Below are 23,025 nucleotides of genomic sequence, written 5' to 3' on the forward strand. Positions count from 1 at the left end.
GTGGAACAGCAACTGCCCTCCCGAGCGGGCGAACGGCAGATAACCGAGCTCGTCGAGCACGATCAGGTCGAGCCGCGACAGCTGCGCCGCCAGGGTCCCGCCTTTGCCGATCCGGGTCTCCTCTTCGAGGCGTGTCACCACTTCTGGCGGAAGCGCGACATGCGTCATGTTCTGGCGCCAGCCAACGCACTCTCGGCTCATGCCGAACTCGCCCGACTGTCGATGAACGACAGAGCGATGTGTGCGATGTCCTATCGCGACGACGGCACTTTTATGACCATGCATCAGGGCATCGACAGCATCACGGTTGGACCAAATTCGGAGGCCTTCACGGCAAACGATGTTCAGACTGACCGATTGCTCGAAATGATGCCTCTACAGACAACGGTCCTGCTTCCGCCGACTCGCGTCTTCGCAGAGCGAGATTCCCTCATGGGCGGGGCCTGGTCGCTCGCCGCGGCGTCGCACCTGCCTCAAATCCTCCTCGAATGTGGAAATGAGCTGCCAGATATATTTCGGGGGACGAGTGAATTCGAGACCCGACTGACACAAGATAATCTGCGAGCCCATCCAGCGGCATGGATCGAGAAGCATGGTAGCGAGGCGGCATGGGCCCAAAAACGACCTGCCGTGACGCTCTGGTCGCTCGACCGGCAACAAAATGTGGCCGTCAATCTCATCGAAATAAGCCGCTTCTGCGAAGCTGCGTCGCTTCCGCTCTCCGGCGCACGAAATACGTCCTTTAGCTACAGAACTTCGAAAAAGGATCTCGCAAACCTTATTAGAGCTTTGGCCCTGATGTGGCTGGTTGACGCCAGACCTGCAGCAGCGGTCCCGATCACCGAGGAACTTCTGACGGGGCTTAAGGATCGAAATGGCCTCAAGACGGTCTTCGACGACGACATGTTGGACGATATTTGGAGGCGCAAGGACTTCGGGCGGCGCGCTTGCAAAACTGGACAGGAAAAGGCCGACAAGCGCCGAAGCCCCGGACAGCGCGGGTTCTCGGCCCAAGGGCATCCGCATCTATGGTGTAGGGACGATGGTGATGACGTCGGTCAGTATCGGAAACTTCAGTTGCAGGCGGTTGTCGAGCATTGGGGGCTCGGAGGCGAGCGCAGTGCATGGACGTCGCATTTCTCGCGGCACCCGAATCGCAGCCCCGGCAGCAAGCAAAAAAGCTGTTCGATGACACTGGACGTTGAGGCTGCCTATTGCAGCCGCGATCACGCCATGATGGTCACGGCTCATCCTACCGATCCCATGCATGAATTCCTGGCACGGCCCCTGTCGTTCATCGACCACGAAATGCGTCGCTGATCCCACACAATTAATGCCGCGCAGCTTGCGCGAGTGACCCTCCGCCGTCCTCATTTCGGGCCGGGCCAAAAACTGGGGATGCAGACAAAGCCATCCCGAGCGCGTCCCAGAACGCGACAGCACATCAAGACGAACGACGCGGTCCTTCCTCTTGTCAGTTACCACTTCGATGATTCATGGTCGTCGATTCCGGCCGAGGCCGAACTCATTGATCGATGGTTCGGCATCGCGATCGCAGAGCTGTTTGGAGTAAGCCCGCATGAGTAAAGATCATCAGGGAAAGCGGGTGGCTATCTATGCCCGTGTTTCCACGCGCAAGCAGGCGGACAATGAGCTGTCGATCACAGATCAGATCGATTGGGCCGAACGCTGGATCGCCGAACATGGTGCCTGCAAAGCCGCAACCTTCATCGACGCGGGCGCAAGCGCCACCAAGGATGGGCGAACCGAGTTTCAGGCGATGATAGCCCTCGCGATGGGTGACGACAGACCCGTCGATATCATCCTCGTTCACTCCTTATCGCGGCTGTTCCGTAACGCGCTTCACTTCATGCAATACAAAGAGAAGCTTCGGCGACACAAAGTGCGGATCATTTCCATCACCCAGGCCTTCGGCGATGACCCCGCTGCGGATTTGTCGGTCGGCATGCTGGCGCTGTTCGACGAATATCATAGCGCAGAAAATTCTAAGCACGTGAAGCGCACGATGCTGGCTAATGCTGTGAATGGCTTTTGGAACGGTCAGACACCGCCAATCGGCTACAAAACTGTCGCTGTCCCTCAAGCCAAGGGCAAAGACCGTAGAAAGCTCGTGATTGATCCCGAGACTCAGCATCTCCCTCCCCTTGTCTTCGTAACTTACTTGCAGGGATACAGGGGCCGACCGATTGGCATCACGAAGCTCGCCCAGCTCTTGAATGAATGGGGTGAGCGTCTTCGGGGCAAGCCGTTTAACGTGTCCAACGTCCACGCCATTCTGTCCAACACCGCCTACATCGGCGTCGCATTCTACAATCAGCGCGACTCCCGCACGGGAGAAGCGCGCCCCGAGAACGAATGGGTGCCAATCCCCGTTCCTCCGCTGATCAGCGAAGAGCTGTTCTATGCCGCCAAGGCGCAGATGACTGCGCGCGATCCAAAGATGGGAGTTGCTGCGGTTAAGACCAACGGCAACCTTCTGACAGGCTCCGTCATCTGCGGGTGCGGGGGCGACGGCTGCGGGGGCGGCATGACGACGTCGACTGGCAAGGGTGGACGATACCGCTACTATGCTTGTCATCGACGCGCCGCGAGCGGTGTATCTCAATGTCCCGGTCGGCGCATTCGAATGGATACGCTCGACGATCTGGTCGTGGACGCTGTTGCTGAACATGTTCTCGGCCCCGACCGGCTCAAAGCGCTGTTATCCGCTTGGATCGATCGCAGCGAAGAAGTTCAGGTCGGTCGCCGTGAAGGCCTGAAGCAGCTTCGTGCTCGCCTGACACTGCTAGATGGCGAAAGCGCCAACGTGATCAAGCTGGTTCGCTCCGGCCTTTACGCCCCCGACGATCCGCAAATCGCCGCGGAAATTGCCAACATCGCGGCGCAGAAGCGGGCGATCACCGTAGACATCAAAGCCTTGGAACGGCAAATTGATGATGGTGAGCGTCGCATCACGCCCGAGATCGTCGAGAAATTCGGCTCTTTGATGCGGAATAAGCTGCGCGGCCAAGCTTCGGCAGCGCGAAGGGATTATATCCGTCTGCTCGTTGACCGTGTCGAAGTCGGACATAGGGAAATCCGTATCTCCGGATCGAAAGCCGCTCTGTCGCGAGCTGCAATGGGCGTCCCGCCCCACTTGGTGCCCAAAGCTGAACGGAAATGGTGCACCCGACTGGATTCGAACCAGTGGCCCCCAGATTAGGAATCTGATGCTCTATCCTGCTGAGCTACGGGTGCGCCGCGGTTCGTGTAGCGGCGCGGGGGGCCGAACGTCAATCGGCGGGGATCAATTCGCCGTTTCGGGCGGAACGACCGGCACGAGCAGCGGCATCGCGGCAATCCCGTCGTCGCGCAGCGCCTGCGCCTCGTCGGGCGAGGCCTGGCCGTGGATCAGGTCCTCGGCGGCGCGTCCTTCGTGCATCGCCCGCGCCGCGTCGGCAAAATCGCGCCCCACCCAGCGCGACTGCGGCAGCATTTCGGCCTGTTTGGCGGCAATATCGGCCAGCACCCGGCGCACCAGTTCGGGCGACGGTTCGTCGCCCGCCGCGGGTTTCGCCGGCGCCTGAACGGCGGGTTGCTGGTTCGACTTGGCGCCCACGCGCGGCGCCATCACCGCTTTCGTAACCGCATCGTCACCGCACACGGGACAGTTGATCAGCCCGCGCGCCTGCTGCTCGGCAAAGCTGTCGCTGCTCGCAAACCAGGCTTCGAAACGGTGGTCACCGGCGGCACAACAAAGGTCGAAAACGATCAAGGTCAGCCAAGCCCCAGCATGGGATCGAGCCCGCCGCGCGCATCGAGCGCCGCGAGGTCATCGCTGCCGCCGACATGCTTGCCGTCGATGAAAATCTGCGGGACGGTACGCGCACCGCCGGCGCGCGCGACCATCGCGTCGAACCCGGCGCGATCCGTCGTCAGGTCGATCTCCTGATACTCGACGCCCTTGCGATCGAGCAGCGCCTTCGCGCGCGTGCAATAGGGGCAGAAGAATTTGGTAAACACTTCGATCTTGGCCATGCGGCTATCCTGTCATCTCTTCACTCGTCATATCGGAATCCAACGTCGCAAAGTCAAATATGTTGCCGGTCATCAGCGCATCCGGGACCACGCGCGCCCAGCTGATCGCCGACACGCGCGCCGCGCCGCTCCGCCCCAGCGCCCGTGCCGCCGCGCGCAGCGTCGCGCCGCTGGCATGGACATCGTCGACCAGCACGAGGTGCCGCCCCGCCGTGCGCACTCTCGCATCGGGGGCCAGCGCGAAGGCGCCGGCGACGATCCGCTCGCGCTCGCGCCGCGCCTTGCCGCGCAGCGCTGCCGTCGCCTTGATCCGCAACAACAGATGATGATCGCGCGCCGCGCCGGTCAGCCGCGCGAGCTCGTCGGCGACCAGCGCCGCCTGATTGAACCCGCGCGACCAGAGCCGCCAGCGGTGCAGCGGTACCGGCACCAGCAGCATCTGTCCGGTTTCGCCCAGCGCCGCGAGCTGCCGTGCCATCAACCGCGCCATCAGCCGCGCATGCCCGGTCCGCCGCCCATATTTGAGCCGCAACGCAACGGTGCGCGCAACCCGGCCATAAGCGACCGCGGCGGGGGCACCCTCGAACGGCGGGGGATTGGCCAGACACGCCCCGCAGGCGATCGGGCCGCCGGGCAAGGCCGCGGGTAATGGGATCGAACAGCGCGAACAGCATGACCCGTCGAGAAAATGGAGCGACGACCAGCAGCCGAGGCAGAATTGGCGATCTTCGCCAACGATGATGCCACAGCCGGGGCAGCGCGGGGGCAGCGCATAATCGACGATCGCACGCACCGCCGCACGCAGTCCGCCGGACAATTTGCCGGTTGCTGCGCCTGCTTCTTCGACATCCCCCGTCGCGCTCGCCATCAGCGACTTGTGAAGCATCGCCGGGGACGGCACAAGCGGCGCATGTCGCAGCCTCCCCGCCCGCTCTTCTCCTCCGCCCGCCACCGCGCCCAGCGCGACCGCATGGCGCGCCTCCCCGCATCGGCCAATTTCCTTGCGCCGATCATCGCCGAAACGCTGCTCGACCGACTCGAAATGGTGACCCGCGACTTTCCGCGCACCTTGCTCATCGGCGCGCATGACGCCGCGCTCGCCGTCCATCTGCGTTCGATCGGCACCGCGCTCACCATCGCCGAAGCGGCGCCCGCCCTCGCGGTCGAAACCGGCGCCATCGCGGTCGAAGCCGACGCGATCGACCTGCCCTTCGGCAGTTTCGACCTCATCCTCTGGCCCGGCGGGCTCGACAGCGTCAACGACGTGCCGGGGGCGCTCGTCCGCCTTCGCGCATTGCTCGCGCCCGACGGGCTGCTCCTCGGCGCCTTTGTCGGCGACGGCAGCCTGCCGCGGCTGCGCCGCGCGGTGATGGCCGACGGGGTGCGCTCGATCGCGCGGCTGCATCCGCAGATCGATCTCGCGGCGATGGGCAATTTGCTCCAGCGCGTCGGCTTTACCCTGCCCGTCGTCGACGTAGAGGCGCTGACCGTGCGCTATGGCGACTGGTTCGCGCTCGTTCGCGACCTGCGCGCCGCGGGCCTGTCGAGCCGGCTCACCCCCGCCCCGCCGCCGCTGACGCGTGAGGAGGCAGCACGAATCGCCGCTTCCTTCGCCGCACAGGGCGATCCCGACGGTCGCATCGGCGAGGCTTTCCGCATCGTCTATTTCAGCGGATGGGCGCCGCATCCCGACCAGCCCAAACCGGCGCGGCGCGGCAGCGGAACCGCCTCGCTCGCCGACGCGCTGAAGCCGAAGGGCTAGATCAGCGCCTCGATCAGGCCGATCAACGGCTTGTCGGCGGGCGGCATGGCGAGTCCGTGCAGTTCGACGGGGCGCACCCAGCGCAGCGCGCTCGCGTGCTGCGCGACCGGTGTCCCGCGCCATTTGCGGCAGACGTAAAGCAGCAGCAGCAGATGTTTGTCGCCCAGCGTGTCGCTGGCAAAACAGGCGGGCGCGAGGCAGGCATGATCGACGTCGATCGCCAGCTCCTCGTCAAGCTCGCGGATCAGTGCCGCTTCGGGGGTTTCGCCCGGCTCGAGCTTGCCGCCCGGGAACTCCCACAACCCCGCCATCGACAGGCCCTCGGGACGCTGCTGGACAAGCAGCCGCCCGTCGCGATCGACAAGCGCCGCAGCGACGACGATAAGCGGCGTTTTCGGCAGTTTTCCGGGGCTGGAGACGGACAAATTGTTAACCTTCCTGTGCGAATAGAGGACCCCTCGGGAACTATAGCTTTAGTCAGGGGTGGAACAATGCGAAGCTTTTACAGGCTGATGCGGTCGACCAGGGCCGCCACAGCCGTCGAATACGGGCTGATACTGGCCTTGGTATTTCTGGCCGCCGTCGTCGCGGTGGGCAATGTGGCCAATTCCACGAACACCATGTGGAACAAGGTCTCAACAGCCGCCGAAACACACATGTAATCCTGCGGCGGCTGTCCCTTTTCGGGACCGCCGCCGGACCGGCAATCACCGGTGCCCATTAAGATTTTCAAAACCTATTCATCCTAAACCCCCGGATGTTGACCCAGACCAGACCGTCAACAGGGTAAGTGAAATCAGGAGACCAGTCATGAAGTTCATCAAGAAATTCGCTCGCGACACCAAAGCCGCCACCGCCATCGAATACGGCCTGATCGCCGCTCTGATCGCCGTCGCCGGCATCACCGCGATGGGCGCCGTCGGCAACGGTGTCAGCAACACGTTCAACGAAGTCTCGACCGAACTGAACAAGTAAGGTCACGGCTTCGCCTTCGGGCGTAACCGAAACAGGAAGGGCGGTGGAGCGATCCACCGCCCTTTTTGCTTGCCCGTCACATTTTACCGGCTGGCATAGACGACGATCTTCACCTTCTGCCCGGGAGTCAGCCGGCTCGACGCGGTCAGGCGGTTGAGAACCTGGAACCGCTCGGCCTGGTAGTTGCTGTACGCCATCCGCCGCGCCAGCGTCGCCACGGTGTCGCCGCGGCCGACGGTCACGACATCGATCCGCCGCGGCTTGATCGCCGCCGCCTCCGCCGTGCTCAGGCGCCGGACGCTGTTGAACATCGAATTGAACACGCTCCCGCCGCCTGCCTGCGTGAGTGTGATGAAATGGAAGGCGCTGCTGCGCGAGAATTCATAGGCAAAGACCGTGACGTCGACCTGCCCCGACTGGGTGTTCACACGCGCGGTCGAGTAGGACGCCGGAATGCCGTTCACCGTCGTGCGCTGGATCGCGCCCGGGCTGATCGACGCGTTGCCCGCCACCGACTTGAACGCCGCGGCGATATAGGCGTTCATGTCGCCGCTATACGGCCCGGTCGAAAACTGCGCCTGCCCGCCATTGCCGCTGACCAGCACCGCGTCGGACCCGTTCTGCATCCCGTAACCGTTCGGCACCGTGAAGCGCAGCCGGAGGTCGGGGTGCAGGAAATCGCGCCCCTCGACGACGCCCTGCGCCGGATCGTCGCCATAGAGCACGCCGTCGATCGAGGCGAGGAAGGCGTCGGCATTGCGGTTGCCGCCGCTCCCGCCGACGCGGCTCGCCAGCGTCTGCGCATTGCGCACGCGCGAGGCGGGATCGGGGTGGGTACTCGCCCATTCGGGAAGCGAGCGCGCATCGCCGCCCGCAAGGCGCGCGTCGAGCGTCGTCTGGTTCGCAAGGCTCGTCAGCATCGTCGACAGCGCAAGCGGGTCATAGCCCGCGCTTCGCAGATATTGGACGCCGAGCTGGTCGGCCTGCAATTCCTGGCTGCGCGAAAAGCCCAGGGTCGCGAGCTGCGCGACGCGCATCGAATTATTCTGGAGCAGCCCGCCGAGACCGCCGAGCAGGCCGCCATTGTCGCCGATCGCGCCGCCCAGCACCGCGCCGAGCACGCCAAGGATCTGGTTGCGCGTCGCCGCCGACTGGCGCTTCTTGCTGTGCTGCGCGGCGACATGGCCGACCTCGTGCCCCAGCACGCCCGCCAGTTCGGCCTCGTCGTTCATCAGCGCCATCAACTGCCGCGTGACATAGACATAGCCCCCGGGGATCGCGAACGCGTTGTTCACCGGCGAGTTGAGCAGCGTCACGGTGAAATCGCTCGGACTCCGCGACAGCCCCGACTGGACCGCGATATTCTGCCCGATGCGGTTCACATAGGAGGCCTGCGGACCGGCATAGGCACCGCCGAATTCCTGGAGGAGCTGCGGGTGCGCCTCGTTGCCCTGCTTGCGTTCGGCGGGCGAGATATTGGTCTGGGTCTTGATCGCCTTCAGCTGCGCGTCGGCGGCGCCGGTGAAAGCGATGCCGCCCATCGCCAGGGCTGCCGCCAGGGTTTTTCCGGTCTTCCAGCTCATCTATGCCTCCCACTCGATACTTCGCTCAGGAATATTCCCCTCGCGCGACAAGACAAGCCGCCTGATGGACCGCAGCCTGTCGATTTCGAAAAAGGAACGCCATAACCCGCAATCGGGTTCCGGCCGGACCGCGCCTAAGCGCGTCCCATCGCAAGGAATTTTTCTTCGCGCGCGGCGAGCAATGTGTCACGCGGCAAGCCCGACAGCGCGCCCAGCTCCTGCTCGATCGCATCGCCCAGCGACGCGATCGCGACGTCGGGCGCGCGGTGTGCGCCGCCGACGGGTTCGGGGACGATCCGGTCGATGACCTTGAGGCCGAGCAGGTCCTGTGCCGACATCTTCATCGCCGCGGCGGCATCGGCCGCCTTGTCCGACGTACGCCACAGGATCGACGCGCAGCCCTCGGGCGAAATCACCGAATAGACCGCATGTTCGAACATCAGCACGCGGTTCGCGGCAGCGAGCGCGATCGCGCCCCCCGAACCGCCTTCGCCGACGACTGCGGCAACCATCGGCACGCCGAGCGCGAGGCATTGCTCGGTCGAGCGCGCGATCGCTTCGGCCTGCCCGCGCTCCTCGGCCTGGATACCGGGAAAGGCACCCGAAGTGTCGACGAGCGTGACGACCGGCAAGCCGAACCGGTCGGCAAGCTGCATCAGGCGGATCGCCTTGCGATAACCTTCGGGCTTCGCCATCCCGAAATTATGCTTCATGCGCGACGGGATATCGTCGCCCTTTTCATGGCCGATCACCATCACGCGGCGGCCGCGAAAACGCGCAAGCCCGCCCAATATCGCCTGATCATCGGCGAAATTGCGGTCGCCGGCGAGCGGCATCCAGTCGTCGAACAGGCCGGCGACATAATGTTTGAAATGCGGGCGGTCGGGATGGCGCGCGACCTGCGTCTTTTGCCATGGCGTCAGCTTGCCATAGATTTCACGCAGCAATTTCGAGGACTTGTCCTCGAGCCGCGCGATATCATTGTCGATGTTGAGCGACGGATCGTCACCCATTTCGCGCAGTTCGGCAATCTGCCGATCGAGCGCCGCGACCTGTTTTTCGAAGTCCAGAAAGGCTGTCATGGCGGAGAGCGCTAGGCCGAAGGCGCCTTGCCGTCAACGCCATCCATAGCCGCGAGCGGGTGGCGGCGGTTGACGAGTTCGACGAGGCGGCGGCTGTCGACATGCGTGTAGATTTCGGTGGTCGCGATGTCGGCGTGGCCCAGCATCAGTTGCAGCGCGCGCAAATCCGCCCCGCCTTCGAGCAGGTGGGTGGCAAAGGCATGGCGCAGCACGTGCGGGCTGACCGCGGTCGGATCGACGCCGGCGCGGGCGGCAAGGTCGCGCAGCATCTGGAACAGCCGCACGCGCGACACATGCGCCTTGCCCGACGGGAACAGCCAGGGCGATCCGTCCGCAAGCAACGGCAGCCAGCGGTCGAACGCGTCGCGCGCGCGCTGCGACAGCGGCACCAGCCGTTCCTTGTCGCCCTTGCCGCGCACGATCAGATATTCGCTTGTCCCCGCGATCGCGCGGCGCGGCAGCGACACGAGCTCGCTCGCGCGCAGCCCCGAACCATAGAGCAATTCGAGCAGCAGCAGCATCCGCACCGCGGCGGCAGGGGGCACCTCGCCCGACGCCTCCTCGCTCGCCCGTTCGAACAATCGCTCGACGTCGGCATGGGTCAGGATACGCGGCAGCGGCCGCTGCGTCGCAGGCCGCGCGATATCGAGCGCCGGATTGTCGGCGCGCTCGCCCTCATCGAGCAAGAAGGCGAAAAACTGCCGCAGCGCCGACAATTTACGCGCCGCACTGCTGGCGGCGAGCGACCGGTAATCGGCCATCAATTTTCGCAACGCGGCCGCATCGGCATCGCCGAGCGCGCCTTTCACCCCCTCGGCCGCCTGTTCGAGATCGCGGCGATAGGCGACGAGCGTGTTACGCGAGGCGCCACGCTCGGCCGCCATCATCTCCAGAAAACGGTCGATCAGGGCTCCGTCAGACATGGTCTGACCGCAACATCAAACCCTCAGACACGCACCAGCGCTTCGGCGGCGATCATCCGCGCCTCGGACGACAGGCCGACCTCGCGCAGCGCGCGCACGATATAATAGAGATGATAGGGCGGCACCTTCGACCATTCGCCCTGCATCCCCGCCGCGGCAAGCAACGCGACCATGCCCGGCTCGCGCCGCTCGGCCGCCGCCATGATCGCACGCGACCAGCGCGTCTGCTTGCCGAGGTCGACTTCGAGGTCGCTCGCCGCCGACGACGCGGCACCCGCATCGAGGCGGCCGAGGCCGGCAAGTCCCGCGAGCAGGAATTTCGAGCGCAGCGCGTCGGCGCTGTCGTCGTCGCCCGCGAACTGTCCGACCGCGCCCGCATTCATGCCCGTCAGCGGCCGCGGCGAGCCGACCGCGAGCACGCCCCACGCGCGGCTTCCGACCGAGACCGTCGGCACCCAGGCCATCGCATTCTCGTCATAACCCGCCGCCAGCATCGATCCCAAAAGCTGCCACGGATCGTCGCCGACCTCGGTGCTCGGCGGCAGCGCCGCGGCGGCGCGCGCGGTTGCGACCATCGCGGCATAGCTTTGCGTCGGCGTACCCCCTGCCCCCCACAGCCGCTCCATCGCGGCATAGCGATTGGCGCCGGTCGCGAGGCGGAACGCGCCGCGAAGCTGTTCGGTCTGCGCCGCCAGCGCTTCGGCGGGCTCTTCCTCGCTCGCCGCGGCGCTCAGCAGCGAGACATAGGCCTCGCTCGACAGCACGCCGCGCGCCGCGGCCTCGGGCGCGGCGGCGACGCGGTTCGCCATGTCGGTCATCGGCGCGAGCACGGTCCAGCCCTTCATATAGAAGGGAGCCGACGTCCGCAGTGCCTCGGGTACCGGGATCGCGGTCGCGGTCGCCATGCCGAAGCGCCAGCTCGTCAGCCGGCCGATATTCGTCCACTCGACCGTCGTCGAACGGCGACCCGCTCCCGTCGCACCGAGCACGCGTTCGGCCAGCAAGATGTCGAAATTCGAGATTTTTCCGCTCGAGCGAACGCGGCCGATCGCCCAGCCCGCAGGCCCCGCTTCACCCGACAGGCCCGAACAGATCGCCGCCGACAGGCGCCAGCTCTGTTCGTCGCCGTGCGCAAGGCCGGCGGGAACATAGGGGCACATGCCCGCCGGATCGGCGTTGGCCAGATAGACCTGCTGCGCCGCATTCACGAGGCGCGGGCTCGCGCGGTCGTAATCGACCGACTGGACGATCCGGCGCGCGGTCGTCGATTCGCCCATGCGCAGCAGCAGCGACGCGCGGTCGGCGGCGAGGTCGGCGCCGTTGATCGTGTCCGGCGTATCGATCGCCGACGCGAGCGCGCGGCGGAGCAATATCTGGCCCCAGCGCGATGCGAGCTGGCCGTTTGTCTTGCGCATGATCGCGGCGGCATATTGGCCGCGCACGCCAAAGGCGTCGGGCGCGAGCCCGCCGGTTTCGGGCGTCAGCGGCCCGATGCGGGTGAGCAGGCGGCGCGCGCCGGGCGGCAGGTCATATTTGAGCCCGCCCGATGCGATCTCTTCGCCTTCCTCGGCCTCTTCGCCCTCTTCGGCCGCAGCCGCGGTCGTCGTGGTGCCAAGCGTCGGGGCGACGGGCGGCGGGGCCGCGCCGTTTTTCGGCGCGGAACCCGGTGCGGGCGGCGGGGTCGGCGAAGGCGCCGGCGAGGACTTCGGGGCAGGCGTCTCGGCGGGATTGCCGAATCCTTCGGGCAGCAGCGATTCCTGCGCGAGCGCGGGCAACACCAGCGCGGCGGCCATCGCCGTTCCCGACAGGCCCAGCACGAGCGATAACGTCATTTTCCTCATTGCGTCGCGCTTTCGGCCATCCTGTCGGTCACGTCCACCTCAATCATCTCGGGTCCGATCGGCCATCGCATGATCCGACGGCCTTTTCCCGAACTATTCCGCGCGCGCAATATCCCATGCCCACCGTTCGTCCCGTATCGCGCAAAACCATTGTCCCGCGCGGGATGGTCGGTATAGCCGCGCGCACCATGTCGCGAAACCCGAAAAGCCCCCTTCCGGCCATCCCCGCGTCGATCCGCGACCGGTCGATCGTGCTCGTCGGGTTGATGGGCTCGGGAAAATCGACGATCGGCCGCCGCCTTGCACAGCGGCTGGGGATGCGGTTCGCCGACGCCGACGACGAAATCGAACGCGCCGCCGGCATGACGATCTCCGACATTTTCGCGCGCTTCGGCGAAGCGCATTTCCGCGATGGCGAACGCCGGGTGATCTCCCGCCTTCTCGCGGGCAGGCCGATGGTGCTCGCGACCGGCGGCGGCGCCTTCGTCAATGAAGAGACGCGCGCGCTGATCCTGCAGGACAGCCTCTGCATCTGGCTCGACGCCGATATTCCGACGCTGGTCGAGCGCGTCGGCCGCCGCAGCCACCGCCCGCTGCTCAAGAACCGCGACCCCGGCGAAGTGCTTCGCGAACTGGCGGCGGTCCGCAATCCCATCTATGCCGAAGCGCATCTGCGCGTCAGTTCGGCAAGCACGCCGCACGACCACACGGTGCGCGCGATCCTGGAGGCATTAGCAACATGGAAAAGCTGACCGTTGACCTCGGCAGCCGCAGCTATCCGATATTGATCGGCGACGGGCTGATCCGCGACATCGGCGAGCATGTCGCACCGTTGCTGAAGCGTCCGCGCACGATGATCGTCACCGACACCCATGTCGCCGACCATTATCTGATCCCGCTCGGCACCTCGCTCGCGATGGAGAATATCTCCTTCTCTTCCTTCGTGCTCGAACCCGGCGAAGGCACGAAGAGCTGGGCTGGCCTCGCGCGCCTGACCGAGTGGCTGATCGGCGAAGGCGTCGAGCGCGGCGACCATGTCATCGCACTCGGCGGCGGGGTGATCGGCGACCTCGTCGGTTTCGCTTGCAGCATCGTCAAGCGCGGCTGCCACTTCATCCAGGTGCCGACGACCCTCCTCGCACAAGTCGACAGCAGCGTCGGCGGCAAGACCGCGATCAACGTGCCCGCGGGCAAGAATCTGATCGGCGCCTTCCACCAACCCGCGCTCGTCGTAATCGACCCGACGACGCTCGAAACGCTGCCGCGCCGCGAACTCGGCGCGGGCTATGCCGAGGTCGTCAAATATGGCCTGATCGACGACGCCGGCTTTTTCAGCTGGTGCGAGGCGAATGGCGCGGCGCTGCTCGCCGGCGACAGCGAAGCTCGGCATCGCGCGATCGCGCACAGCGTCGCCGCGAAGGCGCGCATCGTCGCCGCCGACGAACGCGAGACGCAGGATATCCGCGCGCTGCTCAACCTCGGCCACAGCTTCGGCCATGCGCTAGAGGCCGAGACCGGCTATTCGGACCGCCTGCTCCACGGCGAAGCGGTCGCCGCGGGCATGGTGCTCGCGCATCAATTTTCGGCGGCGAACGGGCTGTGTCCCGCCGCCGACGCCGCGCGCGTGCGCGATCATCTCGCGAGCGTCGACCTGCCGCACAGCCTCGCCAGTGCGGGCGTCAACAGCGACGGTACGACGCTGGCCGGCCATATGGCGCACGACAAGAAGGTACGCGGCGGCAAGCTGCCGCTGATCCTGACGCGCGGTATCGGGCAAAGCTTCGTCACCGAAGCCTATGGCCTCGACGCGGTCGCCGCTTTTCTCGACAGCTGACCCGCGGCGCCCGCGCCCCTAAAAGCGGATCTCCACCGACGGCGCGCTGCGTTCATGCGCGCCATGATAGACCGCCTCGATATTGTTGCCGTCAGGATCGAGCAGGAAGGCGGCGTAATAGCCCGGATGATAGGGGCGCTCGCCGGGCGCGCCATTGTCGCGTCCGCCCGCCGCGAGGCCCGCCTTGTAAAAGGCCTCGACCATCGCGCGGTCCGCCGCCTGGAAGGCCAAGTGATGCCGGCCGGTGAGCTTGCCGAGCGCCGCCGCGCTGTCGGCGGTCGACACGAACAATTCGTCCGCCCAGAAATAATCCGCTTCCTCCCCGCCGATCGGTACATCGAGCACTTCGAAGATCGCGCCGTAGAATGCGCGGCTCGCCTTCAGGTCGGCGACGACGAGCTGGATATGGTCGATCAGGCGGCCGCGGTGCAGCAATTGCGTTTCCATGCGCTTCACTCCTCTCTCACGCCCCGCCTGCCGCCCCCGAAAACCCGTACGGCGCAGAGATGGTTCCGCCATTCGCGTTCCCCCGATCCGGCGCAATCGCTTGCATCATCGATAAATACAACATATTGCGCAATATATTGTACGATTCGCATTACAGGCAGGAAAATCGATGAACAACAAGCGCTGGACCGCCCTTCTGACCGCCACGACCGCGTGGTTGGCATCTGTAGCGGCGACGGACGAAGTCCCGTTCACCGCCGCCGAAAAACGCGCCGTGGTCGAGCAGCTCGGCCAGACGCTGGAAGCGAACTACGTCTTTCCCGACAAGGCAAAGACCATCGCAGCAACGCTGCGCCGCCACCTCGATGCCGGCGATTATGATGCCGCCACCGACCGGCACAAACTCGCAAGCGAGCTGACCGACGATCTGGTCGAGGCGAGCAACGACCTGCATTTCGCCGTCGGAGTCGATCCGGCGTGGGTCGCCGACTATGCCGCGCGACAGGACCCCGCGCGTGTCGCCGCGCTGCGCGAAAGTGATCGGCAGGGCGAGGCGCGACAGAATTTCGGCTTTGCCGGCCTCCGCTATCTCGACGGCAATATCGCCTATCTCGACCTCACGCATTTCGCCGACCCCGAACTCGCCTATGACGCGGCCGCAGCGGCGATGCGCTTTATCGAGAATGGCGACGCGGTGATTTATGACATGCGCTACAATAATGGCGGGCACCTCGAGATGGCGCAGTTGCTCGCGAGCCAACTCTTCCGCGGCGACAAGGACCAGGAACTCTTCGACTATGATTATAATCTCGACGGCCGCCGCGTCGAACGCGGCCAGTGGGTGCTCCCCGCGCTGCCCGCAAAACGCCTGACCGGAAAACCCGTCTATGTCCTCACCGGGTCGACCAGCTTCTCGGCGGCCGAATGGTTTGCCTACACGCTGAAGAAACTGGGCCGCGCGACGCTGGTCGGTGAACGCACCGCGGGCGGCGCGCATCCGGTCGACCGCAAGCCCGTCGGCACCGACTTCTTCCTGCAGGTACCGATCGGCCAGATTCGCGACCCGATCGACCGCGGCGATTTCGAGGGTCAGGGCGTCACGCCCGACCATCCCGTCGCTTCCGTCGATGCGCTGGCCGTCGCGCATCGCCTCGCGCTCGCCGACCTCGCCAAGGCCGATCCGGCCAAACGCGCCGAGGCCGACTGGCTCGCGCCCGAACTCGCGGCACGCCCGCAGCTGTCCGCCGCCGCGCTCAAGGCGCTTGCCGGCCGCTACGAAGGGCGGCGCATCAACCTCGTCGGCGGCAAATTGCTCTATACGTGGCGCGAACGCCTCCGCCTGGCGCTCGAACCGCTCGGCGGCGACCTGCTGGCGATCGAGGGGGTGCGCGACTTCCGCTTCCGTATTGTCCGCAAAGGCGGCAAGGTCGTCGCGCTCGAACGTATCGACCGCGACGGAACAACCCGAACCTATGCCCGCCTCGACTGATTTCACCGACCTCGACGACATCTCGTTCCTCGGCCGCCTCAGCGAAGCACTGAGCCAGCGGATCGAGGAACAGACGCGGCCGCTGTTCGACGACGCCGGCATCACCGTCCCCGTCCGCTCCTGCTCGCTGCTCACCGCGTTGGACGCGGCGGGCGAAGCGTCGGCCGCCGAGCTCGCGCGCGCGCTCGGCCAGTCGCATCAGCTGGTGGTTCAGAAATGCCCGGCGCTGCTTCGCCTCGGCGTCATCACGCAGCACCCCGACCCCGCCGACGCGCGGCGCAAGATTTTACGGCTGACCGACGCCGGCCGCGACCAGCTTCGCCGCATCGACGACTATAGCGCGAAGATAAGCGACGTTTATCGCACACTCTTCGAGGAGGTCGGCGACGTTCATGGCGCGATACTGAAAGCGCTGAACGCGCTCGCCGACAAGCCGCTGGCCGAACGGATCAAGGAATAGTCAGAGCGTCCGGACCATCACCAGCGCGTCGACAAATCCCTCCGCCGGATGGTCGAACGCGCCCGGCAAGCGGCCGACGACCTCGAACCCCAGCGACTGCCACAGCCCGACCGCGCGGACGTTGCTGCTGACGACAAAATTGAACTGCAGGGCGCGAAATCCCTGCGCCTTCGCATGGTCGAGCGAATGGAGGCACATCGCCCGCGCGACGCCGCGTCCGGTCGCTGCGGCGCCGGTCATATAGCCGGCGTTGCAGACGTGGCGGCCGCCGCCCGCCTGATTGGCGCGCAGATAATAGGTGCCGAGGACGACGCCGCCCTCCTCGGCCACGAATGTCTCCTTGTCCGCGCCGAACCAGTAAGCGAGCGCCTCGGCCTCGGTCATGTCGCGATCGAGCGTGTAGGTTTCGCCGGCACGGATCACCGGTTCGAGGATCGCCCAGATCGCGGCGGCGTCGTCGGGACTTGCCGGACGGATCAACAGCGCGGTCATATCGCGTCGATCGCGCGCTGCATCAGGTGCGACCCCGGTCCATAGGGGCCTTCGATCGCGGACCCGACATAGGCGAACCCCTGCGCGTGCCAATAGCTGTCGGCGCCCTGAATCGCGACCAGCCGCACGTCGCGGCAGCCTTCGGCGCCGGCCTGTCGCATGACGAAGGCGGTGGCCGTCGCCCCAGCGCCGGTTCTGCGCGCCGCGGGGAGCAGCGCGATGTCGTGGAGATAATAGCTGTCCGACGCCCGAATCGGCCCCAGCAAAGCGCCGAGTTTCGGCGGATCGGCGTCGCGCGGCCAGGGATGGCTGATCAGATAGCCCAAAGCCTCGCCATCGCGTTCGAGGATCGCACAGCCGGCCGGATAATGCGCGAGGCGATCGGCGAAGGTTTCCAGCGGCTCGGTAAAATCGCCGTGCACCACGTCCGAAATGCGAACGACCATCGGCAGGTCGGCGGCGTCCATCGGCCGCCACCCCGCCGCGCCGCTCATGGCGCATCGCCGGCGAACGGCGCGACCACCTCGGCCGTCACGCGCAGCGGCCGCCCGCTCGCCTTGTCGAGCAGCGCCCACACCGTCCGCGCGCGGACATGCACTTTGCCGTCCGCGCCGGTGAACTCCATGAAGCGGTCGAACTTCGCACCCTGCGGCTTGTCGGCGACCCACGTCCGCGCGGTCACCGTCTCGCCGGGGCCGAGCGCGCGGAGGTAATCGATCTCGTGCCGCACCACGACCCAGATATAGGCGTCCTTGTGCGCCTGCGGCGCCGCGGCATCCCAATGCCCGGTCGCAACCTGCTGGATCCACTGGACCCAGACGGCATTGTTCACGTGACCGAGCTCGTCGATGCTCCCGGGCGTCGCGGTGAGTTCGAGCGTGAACTCCCTCATGCCAGCTCGACGGTGGTCACCATATAACCCGCATCGCGCAGCGAGGCGACGAGGCTGTCGAGATGCTCGCGGTCGCGTGCTTCGCACTCGATGTCGGTGATCAGCCCCTTGGCGGGCAGCGTTGTGAAGATGCGCTGGTGATAGATTTCGATGATATTGACCTGCTTCTCGTCGAACAGCTTCATCACCTTGAACAGCGCACCGGGGCGGTCCTGCAGGCGAATGCGCAGCCGCGCGATACGCCCCGAACGCGCAAGATCACGCAGCAGTACGTTGGCGAGCAGGCGCGTATCGATATTGCCGCCGGTGAGCACCAGCCCGACCTTGCGCCCGGCAAACTCCTCGGGATGCGCGAGCATCGCCGCGAGTCCCGCAGCGCCCGCGCCCTCGACCACGGTCTTTTCGATCTGGAGCAGCAGGCTGACCGCGCGTTCCAGATGACGCTCGGCCACCAGCACGATATCGTCGTTGAGTTCGGAGACGAGCTTGCGCGTATAGGCCCCCGGCTCCTTCACCGCGATACCCTCGGCCAGCGTGTCGCCTTCGCACGCCATGTCGACGCCGTTGAGCTCGGCGTACATCGACGGATACAGCTCGGCCTGCACGCCGATCAGCCGCATGTCGTTCTTGATCCCGCGCGCCGCGGTGCCCATGCCCGCGAGCAGCCCGCCGCCGCCGATCGGCACGATCAGCGTATCGAGTTCGGGTACATCCTCGAGCATTTCGAGCGCGACCGTCCCCTGCCCCGCCGCGACATGCGGATGGTCGAAGGGATGGACGAAGGTCAGCCCGCGTTCCTTTTCGAGCACGCGTGCGTGCGCATAGGCATCGTCGAAGGTCTCGCCGTGCAGCACGATCGTCGCGCCGTGGCTCGCGGTCTGCGATACCTTCACCTGCGGCGTCGTGCTCGGCATCACGATCGTGACCGGAACGCCGAGGCGCTTGCCATGATAGGCGAGGCCCTGCGCATGATTGCCCGCCGACGCCGCGATCGCCCCGCGCGCCTTCGCCTCGTCGCTGAGCAGCAGCAGTGCGTTGAGCGCGCCGCGCTCCTTGTACGCGGCGGTAAATTGCAGATTCTCGAACTTCAGCCACACCTCGGCGCCGACCAGCTCGGAGAGCGTCTGCGAGTGCAAGGTCGGCGTCCGCACGACCGCGCCGTTAATTCGCCCGGCCGCCGCGCGCACATCGTCCAATCTGATCGCCGGAAGATCGGCAGCGGAGGTCAGGGTGAGTTGCTCTGTCATGATGTCTGGCGCCCTAGCCCATCTGGCGCGCGAAGCAAACAATGCTATGGACCGCGCATGAGCGAACAAAAATTGCGCATCAGCTTCATCGGTACCGGCGTCATGGGCGGACCGATGGCGGGCCACCTCGTCAAGGCGGGGCACGCCCTCACCGTCTACAATCGCACCCGCGCCAAGGCCGATGCCTGGGCCCGCCAGCACGGCGGGTCGGCGGCATCGACGCCCGCCGAGGCTGCGAGGGATGCCGATGTCGTCCTTACCTGCGTCGGCAACGACGACGATCTCGCACAAGTCACCCTGGGCCGCGACGGCGCGTTCAAGGCGATGCGCAAGGGCGCGTTGTTCGTCGACCACACCACGGTCTCCGCCCGCATCGCGCGCCAGCTCTCGGTCGAGGCCGAGGGGCTCGGCCTCCTCTGCCTCGACGCCCCCGTCTCGGGCGGCGAAGCGGGCGCGCAGAACGGCACGCTCTCGATCATGTGCGGCGGCACCAAGGCCGCGTTCGACGCCGCGGCGCCCGTGATGGACGCTTATGCCGCGCGCATGGTGCATATCGGCGGCCCCGGTGCGGGGCAGACGACCAAGATGGTCAACCAGATCGCGATCGCCGGGGTCGTCCAGGGCCTCTCCGAAGCGCTGCGCTTCGCGCAGGCGTCGAAGCTCGACACCGACAAGGTGTTCGAGGCGGTCTCGGGCGGCGCCGCGGCAAGCTGGCAGATGCTCAACCGCTGGGGGACGATGGCCAAGGACGAGTTCGACTTCGGCTTCGCGGTCGACTGGATGCGCAAGGATTTGGGCCTCGCACTCGACGAAGCGCGCGTCAATGGCGCGACCTTGCCGGTCGCGAGCCTCGTCGACCAATTCTACGCCGATGTGCAAAAGGCGGGCGGCGGGCGAAAGGATACGAGCTCGCTCGTGACGAGGCTGCCGAAATGAAGCGCCTGCTCCTCACCGCCCTCGCCCTGACCCTCGCCGCCCCTGCGCACGCCGACACGCTCGTCGACAATGTCAACGGCATCACGCTCGACAAGGACGGCAAGCTCGTCCGCTTCACCGGCCTCGTCATCGATACGCAGGGCAAGGTGAAGCAACTGCTCGACCGCAAGGACAAGCGCCCCGAACGCCCCGACTTCAAGGAAGACGGCAAGGGCCGCACGCTCATCCCCGGCCTGATCGACGCGCACGGCCATGTCATGGGTCTGGGCTTCCAGCTGATGCTGCTCGACCTCAGCGAAACCAACAGCCTTGCCGAGGCGCAGGCGGCGATCCGCAAATATGCCGCCGACAATCCCGAAATGCCGTGGATTATCGGATCGGGGTGGAATCAGGAGAAATGGGGGCTCGGCCGCTTCCCGACCGCCGCCGATCTCGACGCCGCGGTGCCGAACCGCCCCGTCTGGCTCGAACGCGTCGACGGCCATGCGGGCTGGGCGAACAGCGCCGCGATGGCGGCCGCGAAGATCACGCCCGCAAGCAAGTCGCCCGAGGGCGGCCGCATCGAAATGGAAGGCGGCAAGCCGAGCGGGGTCTTCGTCGACGCCGCGATGAGCCTGATCGACAGCGCCAAGCCCAAGCCGCTCGCGCGCGACCTCGACCGCGCGCTTTATCTCGCGCAGCAGAAATTGCTCGAACAGGGGATCACGACGATCGCCGACATGGGGACGAGCATCGCCGACTGGCAGGCCTATCGCCGCGCCGGCGACAAGAAGCAGCTTTCGGTGCGCATTCTCAGCTATGGCGGCGACATCGACAATATGGCGATTATCGCCGGGTCCGAGCCGACGCCGTGGCTCTACGACGACCGCCTGCGCATGGTCGGGGTGAAGCTTTATCTCGACGGCGCATTGGGCTCGCGCGGCGCGTGGCTGAAAGCGCCGTATAGCGACGCACCGGGACAGAAGGGCTTGCCGCTGCTCACCCCCGCGCAGCTCCGCAACAAGATGGTGCGCGCGTCGATGGACAAGTTCCAGGTCGCGATCCACGCGATCGGCGACGCCGCGAACGCCGAAGCACTCGACGCGATCACCGACCTCACCGCCGACCTCCCCGGCGAGCGCCGCTGGCGGATCGAACATGCGCAGATCATCGACCCTGTCGACATTCCGCGCTTTGCGACGCTCAAGGTCATCGCCTCGATGCAACCCGTCCACCAGACGAGCGACCGCGTGATGGCCGAAGCGCGTCTCGGCCCCGATCGCCTCAAGGGCGCCTATGCGTGGCGCAGCCTCGAAAAGGCGGGCGCCCGCCTCGCCTTCGGCTCCGACGTGCCGGTCGAAAGCGCGAATCCCTTCCCCGGCATCGCCGCGGCGATCTCGCGCACCGATGCGAAGGGCGAACCCTTCGGCGGCTGGCGTCCCGAGGAAGCGGTGAGCCGCGAAACCGCGCTCGACGGCTTCACGCGCACCGCTGCCTTCGCCGGCTTCGCCGAGGACCGCATCGGTACCTTGATGCCCGGGATGCGCGCCGACTTCCTGATCGTCGACGCCGACCCGATGCTCGCGAGCCCCGACGAGATCCGCCGCATGACCCCGCTCGAAACATGGATCGGCGGCTATCGCTATTACAAAAAGAAGGAGGGCGCGACCGTTGGCCGCTGACACGCCGACCCGTCGCGCGCTTCTCACCGGCCTCGCCGCGCTGCCCGTCGCGGCAGCCGCGACTGCGGCCGAGCGCAAGGAACGCAAGCCAAAGAAGCGCAAACCCGCCAAACCGAAAGTCCAGCATGTCGACGTCGCGATCATCGGCGCGGGCGTGTTCGGCGCGTGGACCGCATGGCATCTGCTGCGGGCGGGCAAGTCGGTGCGCCTGTTCGACGCCTATGGCGCGGGCAACGCCCGCGCCTCGTCGGGGGGCGAAAGCCGCGTCATCCGCATGGGCTATGGCGCCGACACCATCTATTCGGAGATGGCGCGCGATTCGCTCAAATATTGGAAAGACCTCTCCGACACGGCGAGCGCACCGATTTTCCACAACACCGGCGTTCTCTGGTTCGCGCCGCAGGGCGATACCTATACCGCGCAGTCGCTCGCCTGGCTGCAAGCGAACCGCGTGCGCCACGAACATGGCGACGTCAGCTGGCTGCAGGACAAATATCGCCAGATCCAATTCTATCAGGGCGAGACCGGCATCCTCGAAACCGAGGCGGGCGCGCTGATCGCCGCGCGCGGCGTGCAGGAACTGATCGCCGACGCGCAGATCGAGGTCGAACGCGTTGTCATGCCCGCGCCGCTCTTCTCGAAAAAAACCAAGCGCCACACGCTGCCCGACGGCGGCACCGCCGATCATCTCGTCTATGCTGCGGGTCCGTGGATCGCCGAGCTTTTCCCGCAGCAATTGATGAACAAGATCGTCGCGACGCGGCAGGAAGTCTATCATTTCGGCGCGCCGCAGGGCGACAGCCGCTTCGCACCACCCGAACTGCCCGTCTGGGCGGACTTCAACAGCGGCCGCATCGTCTATGGCATCCCCGACCTCGAAGGCGCGGGGTTCAAGATCGCGATCGACGTCCATGGCCCCACGGTCGATCCCGACACGATGGAACGCCAGCTTTCCCCCACCGGCATCGCCGAAGCGCGCGCCTATCTCGCCCGCCGCTTCCCCGCGCTCGCCTCGGCGCCGCTGATCGGCGGGCGCGTCTGCCAATATGAGAATAGCTCGAACGGCGACTATCTGATCGACCGCTTCCCCGGACAGCAGCATGTCTGGCTCGTCGGCGGCGGATCGGGGCACGGGTTCAAGAACGGCCCCGCAGTCGGCAAGCGCGTCGCCGCGCATATCCTTGACGCGAATCTCGCCGTCGAACCGCGCTTCAGCTTCGCGACCAAGGGCACGGTGGCGGCGCGGACGGTGTTTTAAGGAGTCTGTGCCCCTGCGAAGGCAGGGGCACATCTCCGATGCTGGAATTTTATGCGGCGGCAGGTGATGGACCCCTGCCTTCGCAGGGGTACAACGGGGATTAAA

At 66.0% G+C, this 23,025-nt stretch carries 25 protein-coding genes, 1 tRNA gene and 2 pseudogenes; 11 read left to right on the forward strand and 17 right to left on the reverse strand.

The window, feature by feature from the left end:
• Positions 1-144 (reverse strand): annotated as a pseudogene (locus VGN62_RS03815) (ATP-binding protein); the annotation flags it as partial.
• 15 nt (positions 145-159) lie between these two features.
• Between VGN62_RS03815 and VGN62_RS03820 the strand changes: the two are divergent.
• Positions 160-1,320 (forward strand): hypothetical protein, encoded by a 1,161-nt coding sequence (locus VGN62_RS03820; RefSeq protein ID WP_327451367.1) that lies wholly within the window; start codon positions 160-162, stop codon positions 1,318-1,320.
• A gap of 259 nt (positions 1,321-1,579) precedes the next feature.
• Positions 1,580-2,623: pseudogene (locus VGN62_RS21345) on the forward strand (recombinase family protein); the annotation flags it as partial.
• 183 nt (positions 2,624-2,806) lie between these two features.
• Here the strand turns inward: VGN62_RS21345 and VGN62_RS03835 are convergent.
• The 5 genes from VGN62_RS03835 to VGN62_RS03855 all read right to left on the reverse strand — a co-directional run bounded on the left by VGN62_RS03835 (position 2,807) and on the right by VGN62_RS03855 (position 4,924).
• Positions 2,807-3,091, reverse strand: a complete 285-nt coding sequence (locus VGN62_RS03835; protein ID WP_327451371.1) for a hypothetical protein — start codon at positions 3,089-3,091, stop codon at positions 2,807-2,809.
• Between the two features lie 90 nt (positions 3,092-3,181).
• Positions 3,182-3,258: transfer RNA gene (locus VGN62_RS03840), tRNA-Arg, on the reverse strand.
• Positions 3,259-3,307: 49 nt separating this feature from the next.
• Positions 3,308-3,775 (reverse strand): DUF1178 family protein, encoded by a 468-nt coding sequence (locus VGN62_RS03845; RefSeq protein ID WP_327451373.1) that lies wholly within the window; start codon positions 3,773-3,775, stop codon positions 3,308-3,310.
• A 2-nt stretch (positions 3,776-3,777) separates the two neighbouring features.
• Positions 3,778-4,038, reverse strand: a complete 261-nt coding sequence (gene grxC, locus VGN62_RS03850; RefSeq protein ID WP_327451375.1) for a glutaredoxin 3 — start codon at positions 4,036-4,038, stop codon at positions 3,778-3,780.
• Between the two features lie 4 nt (positions 4,039-4,042).
• Entirely contained in the window at positions 4,043-4,924 is an 882-nt protein-coding gene (locus VGN62_RS03855; protein ID WP_327451377.1) for a ComF family protein, read from the reverse strand.
• Between the two features lie 24 nt (positions 4,925-4,948).
• Between VGN62_RS03855 and VGN62_RS03860 the strand changes: the two genes are divergently transcribed.
• Positions 4,949-5,800, forward strand: a complete 852-nt coding sequence (locus VGN62_RS03860) for a methyltransferase type 12 (RefSeq protein WP_327451379.1) — start codon at positions 4,949-4,951, stop codon at positions 5,798-5,800.
• Here VGN62_RS03860 and VGN62_RS03865 read toward each other — a convergent pair.
• Together VGN62_RS03865 and VGN62_RS21350 are read right to left on the reverse strand one after the other, a co-directional pair.
• Positions 5,797-6,225: a (deoxy)nucleoside triphosphate pyrophosphohydrolase gene (locus VGN62_RS03865; protein ID WP_327451381.1), complete on the reverse strand. Its 429-nt coding sequence runs from the start codon at positions 6,223-6,225 to the stop codon at positions 5,797-5,799. The genes VGN62_RS03860 and VGN62_RS03865 overlap by 4 nt on opposite strands.
• A gap of 77 nt (positions 6,226-6,302) precedes the next feature.
• A complete protein-coding gene (locus VGN62_RS21350; protein ID WP_414713243.1) occupies positions 6,303-6,533 on the reverse strand; it encodes a hypothetical protein in 231 nt (76 codons plus the stop codon).
• A 77-nt stretch (positions 6,534-6,610) separates the two neighbouring features.
• On the opposite strand from VGN62_RS21350, the gene VGN62_RS03875 reads away from it, so the two are divergent.
• A complete protein-coding gene (locus VGN62_RS03875; protein WP_327451385.1) occupies positions 6,611-6,775 on the forward strand; it encodes a Flp family type IVb pilin in 165 nt (54 codons plus the stop codon).
• 83 nt (positions 6,776-6,858) lie between these two features.
• Here VGN62_RS03875 and VGN62_RS03880 read toward each other — a convergent pair whose 3' ends face one another.
• The 4 genes from VGN62_RS03880 to VGN62_RS03895 form a co-directional block, all read right to left on the reverse strand.
• On the reverse strand, positions 6,859-8,358 hold the full coding sequence (locus VGN62_RS03880; RefSeq protein WP_414713244.1) for a M48 family metalloprotease: 1,500 nt from the start codon (positions 8,356-8,358) through the stop codon (positions 6,859-6,861).
• Between the two features lie 134 nt (positions 8,359-8,492).
• Positions 8,493-9,440, reverse strand: a complete 948-nt coding sequence (locus VGN62_RS03885) for an acetyl-CoA carboxylase carboxyltransferase subunit alpha (RefSeq protein ID WP_327451387.1) — start codon at positions 9,438-9,440, stop codon at positions 8,493-8,495.
• An 11-nt stretch (positions 9,441-9,451) separates the two neighbouring features.
• Positions 9,452-10,363, reverse strand: coding sequence for a tyrosine recombinase (locus tag VGN62_RS03890; RefSeq protein ID WP_327451389.1), 912 nt, complete (start codon positions 10,361-10,363; stop codon positions 9,452-9,454).
• 23 nt (positions 10,364-10,386) lie between these two features.
• Complete coding sequence (locus VGN62_RS03895) at positions 10,387-12,195, reverse strand: hypothetical protein (RefSeq protein WP_327451391.1); 1,809 nt, start codon at positions 12,193-12,195, stop codon at positions 10,387-10,389.
• Positions 12,196-12,392: 197 nt separating this feature from the next.
• Here VGN62_RS03895 and VGN62_RS03900 point away from each other — a divergent pair, with 197 nt between their 5' ends.
• On the forward strand, positions 12,393-12,956 hold the full coding sequence (locus VGN62_RS03900) for a shikimate kinase (RefSeq protein WP_327451660.1): 564 nt from the start codon (positions 12,393-12,395) through the stop codon (positions 12,954-12,956).
• The gene (gene aroB, locus VGN62_RS03905; RefSeq protein ID WP_327451393.1) at positions 12,944-14,038 is read left to right on the forward strand and encodes a 3-dehydroquinate synthase; all 1,095 of its coding nucleotides are present in this window, start codon (positions 12,944-12,946) and stop codon (positions 14,036-14,038) included. Before VGN62_RS03900 ends, aroB begins: the two co-directional genes overlap by 13 nt.
• Before the next feature lie 18 nt (positions 14,039-14,056).
• On the opposite strand, the gene VGN62_RS03910 is transcribed toward aroB, so the two are convergent.
• Positions 14,057-14,485 carry a VOC family protein gene (locus tag VGN62_RS03910; protein ID WP_327451395.1) on the reverse strand — a complete coding sequence of 143 codons (429 nt, stop codon included), beginning with the start codon at positions 14,483-14,485 and terminating at the stop codon, positions 14,057-14,059.
• A gap of 169 nt (positions 14,486-14,654) precedes the next feature.
• Between VGN62_RS03910 and VGN62_RS03915 the strand changes: the two genes are divergently transcribed.
• Both VGN62_RS03915 and VGN62_RS03920 read left to right on the forward strand, forming a co-directional pair.
• A complete protein-coding gene (locus VGN62_RS03915; RefSeq protein WP_327451397.1) occupies positions 14,655-15,974 on the forward strand; it encodes a S41 family peptidase in 1,320 nt (439 codons plus the stop codon).
• Complete coding sequence (locus tag VGN62_RS03920; RefSeq protein ID WP_327451399.1) at positions 15,958-16,434, forward strand: MarR family winged helix-turn-helix transcriptional regulator; 477 nt, start codon at positions 15,958-15,960, stop codon at positions 16,432-16,434. Before VGN62_RS03915 ends, VGN62_RS03920 begins: the two co-directional genes overlap by 17 nt.
• On the opposite strand, the gene VGN62_RS03925 is transcribed toward VGN62_RS03920, so the two are convergent.
• From VGN62_RS03925 to VGN62_RS03940, 4 genes are read right to left on the reverse strand one after another with little or no spacing between them, the layout of a single operon-like run.
• Positions 16,435-16,926: a GNAT family N-acetyltransferase gene (locus VGN62_RS03925; RefSeq protein ID WP_327451401.1), complete on the reverse strand. Its 492-nt coding sequence runs from the start codon at positions 16,924-16,926 to the stop codon at positions 16,435-16,437.
• The gene (locus VGN62_RS03930; RefSeq protein WP_327451403.1) at positions 16,923-17,420 is read right to left on the reverse strand and encodes a GNAT family N-acetyltransferase; all 498 of its coding nucleotides are present in this window, start codon (positions 17,418-17,420) and stop codon (positions 16,923-16,925) included. Before VGN62_RS03930 ends, VGN62_RS03925 begins: the two co-directional genes overlap by 4 nt.
• On the reverse strand, positions 17,417-17,818 hold the full coding sequence (locus VGN62_RS03935; RefSeq protein ID WP_327451405.1) for an acyl-CoA thioesterase: 402 nt from the start codon (positions 17,816-17,818) through the stop codon (positions 17,417-17,419). Before VGN62_RS03935 ends, VGN62_RS03930 begins: the two co-directional genes overlap by 4 nt.
• Entirely contained in the window at positions 17,815-19,065 is a 1,251-nt protein-coding gene (locus VGN62_RS03940; protein ID WP_327451408.1) for a threonine ammonia-lyase, read from the reverse strand. Before VGN62_RS03940 ends, VGN62_RS03935 begins: the two co-directional genes overlap by 4 nt.
• A gap of 57 nt (positions 19,066-19,122) precedes the next feature.
• Here VGN62_RS03940 and VGN62_RS03945 point away from each other — a divergent pair, with 57 nt between their 5' ends.
• The 3 genes from VGN62_RS03945 to VGN62_RS03955 are packed head-to-tail and all read left to right on the forward strand — an operon-like array spanning position 19,123 to position 22,920.
• Complete coding sequence (locus tag VGN62_RS03945; protein ID WP_327451410.1) at positions 19,123-20,001, forward strand: NAD(P)-dependent oxidoreductase; 879 nt, start codon at positions 19,123-19,125, stop codon at positions 19,999-20,001.
• On the forward strand, positions 19,998-21,662 hold the full coding sequence (locus tag VGN62_RS03950; RefSeq protein WP_327451412.1) for an amidohydrolase: 1,665 nt from the start codon (positions 19,998-20,000) through the stop codon (positions 21,660-21,662). The genes VGN62_RS03945 and VGN62_RS03950 overlap by 4 nt, the downstream gene beginning before the upstream one ends.
• A complete protein-coding gene (locus VGN62_RS03955; RefSeq protein ID WP_327451414.1) occupies positions 21,652-22,920 on the forward strand; it encodes an FAD-dependent oxidoreductase in 1,269 nt (422 codons plus the stop codon). Before VGN62_RS03950 ends, VGN62_RS03955 begins: the two co-directional genes overlap by 11 nt.
• Positions 22,921-23,025: the final 105 nt, after the last annotated feature.

The organism is Sphingopyxis sp., assembly GCF_035998905.1.
In the GTDB taxonomy this organism is placed as follows: domain Bacteria; phylum Pseudomonadota; class Alphaproteobacteria; order Sphingomonadales; family Sphingomonadaceae; genus Sphingopyxis.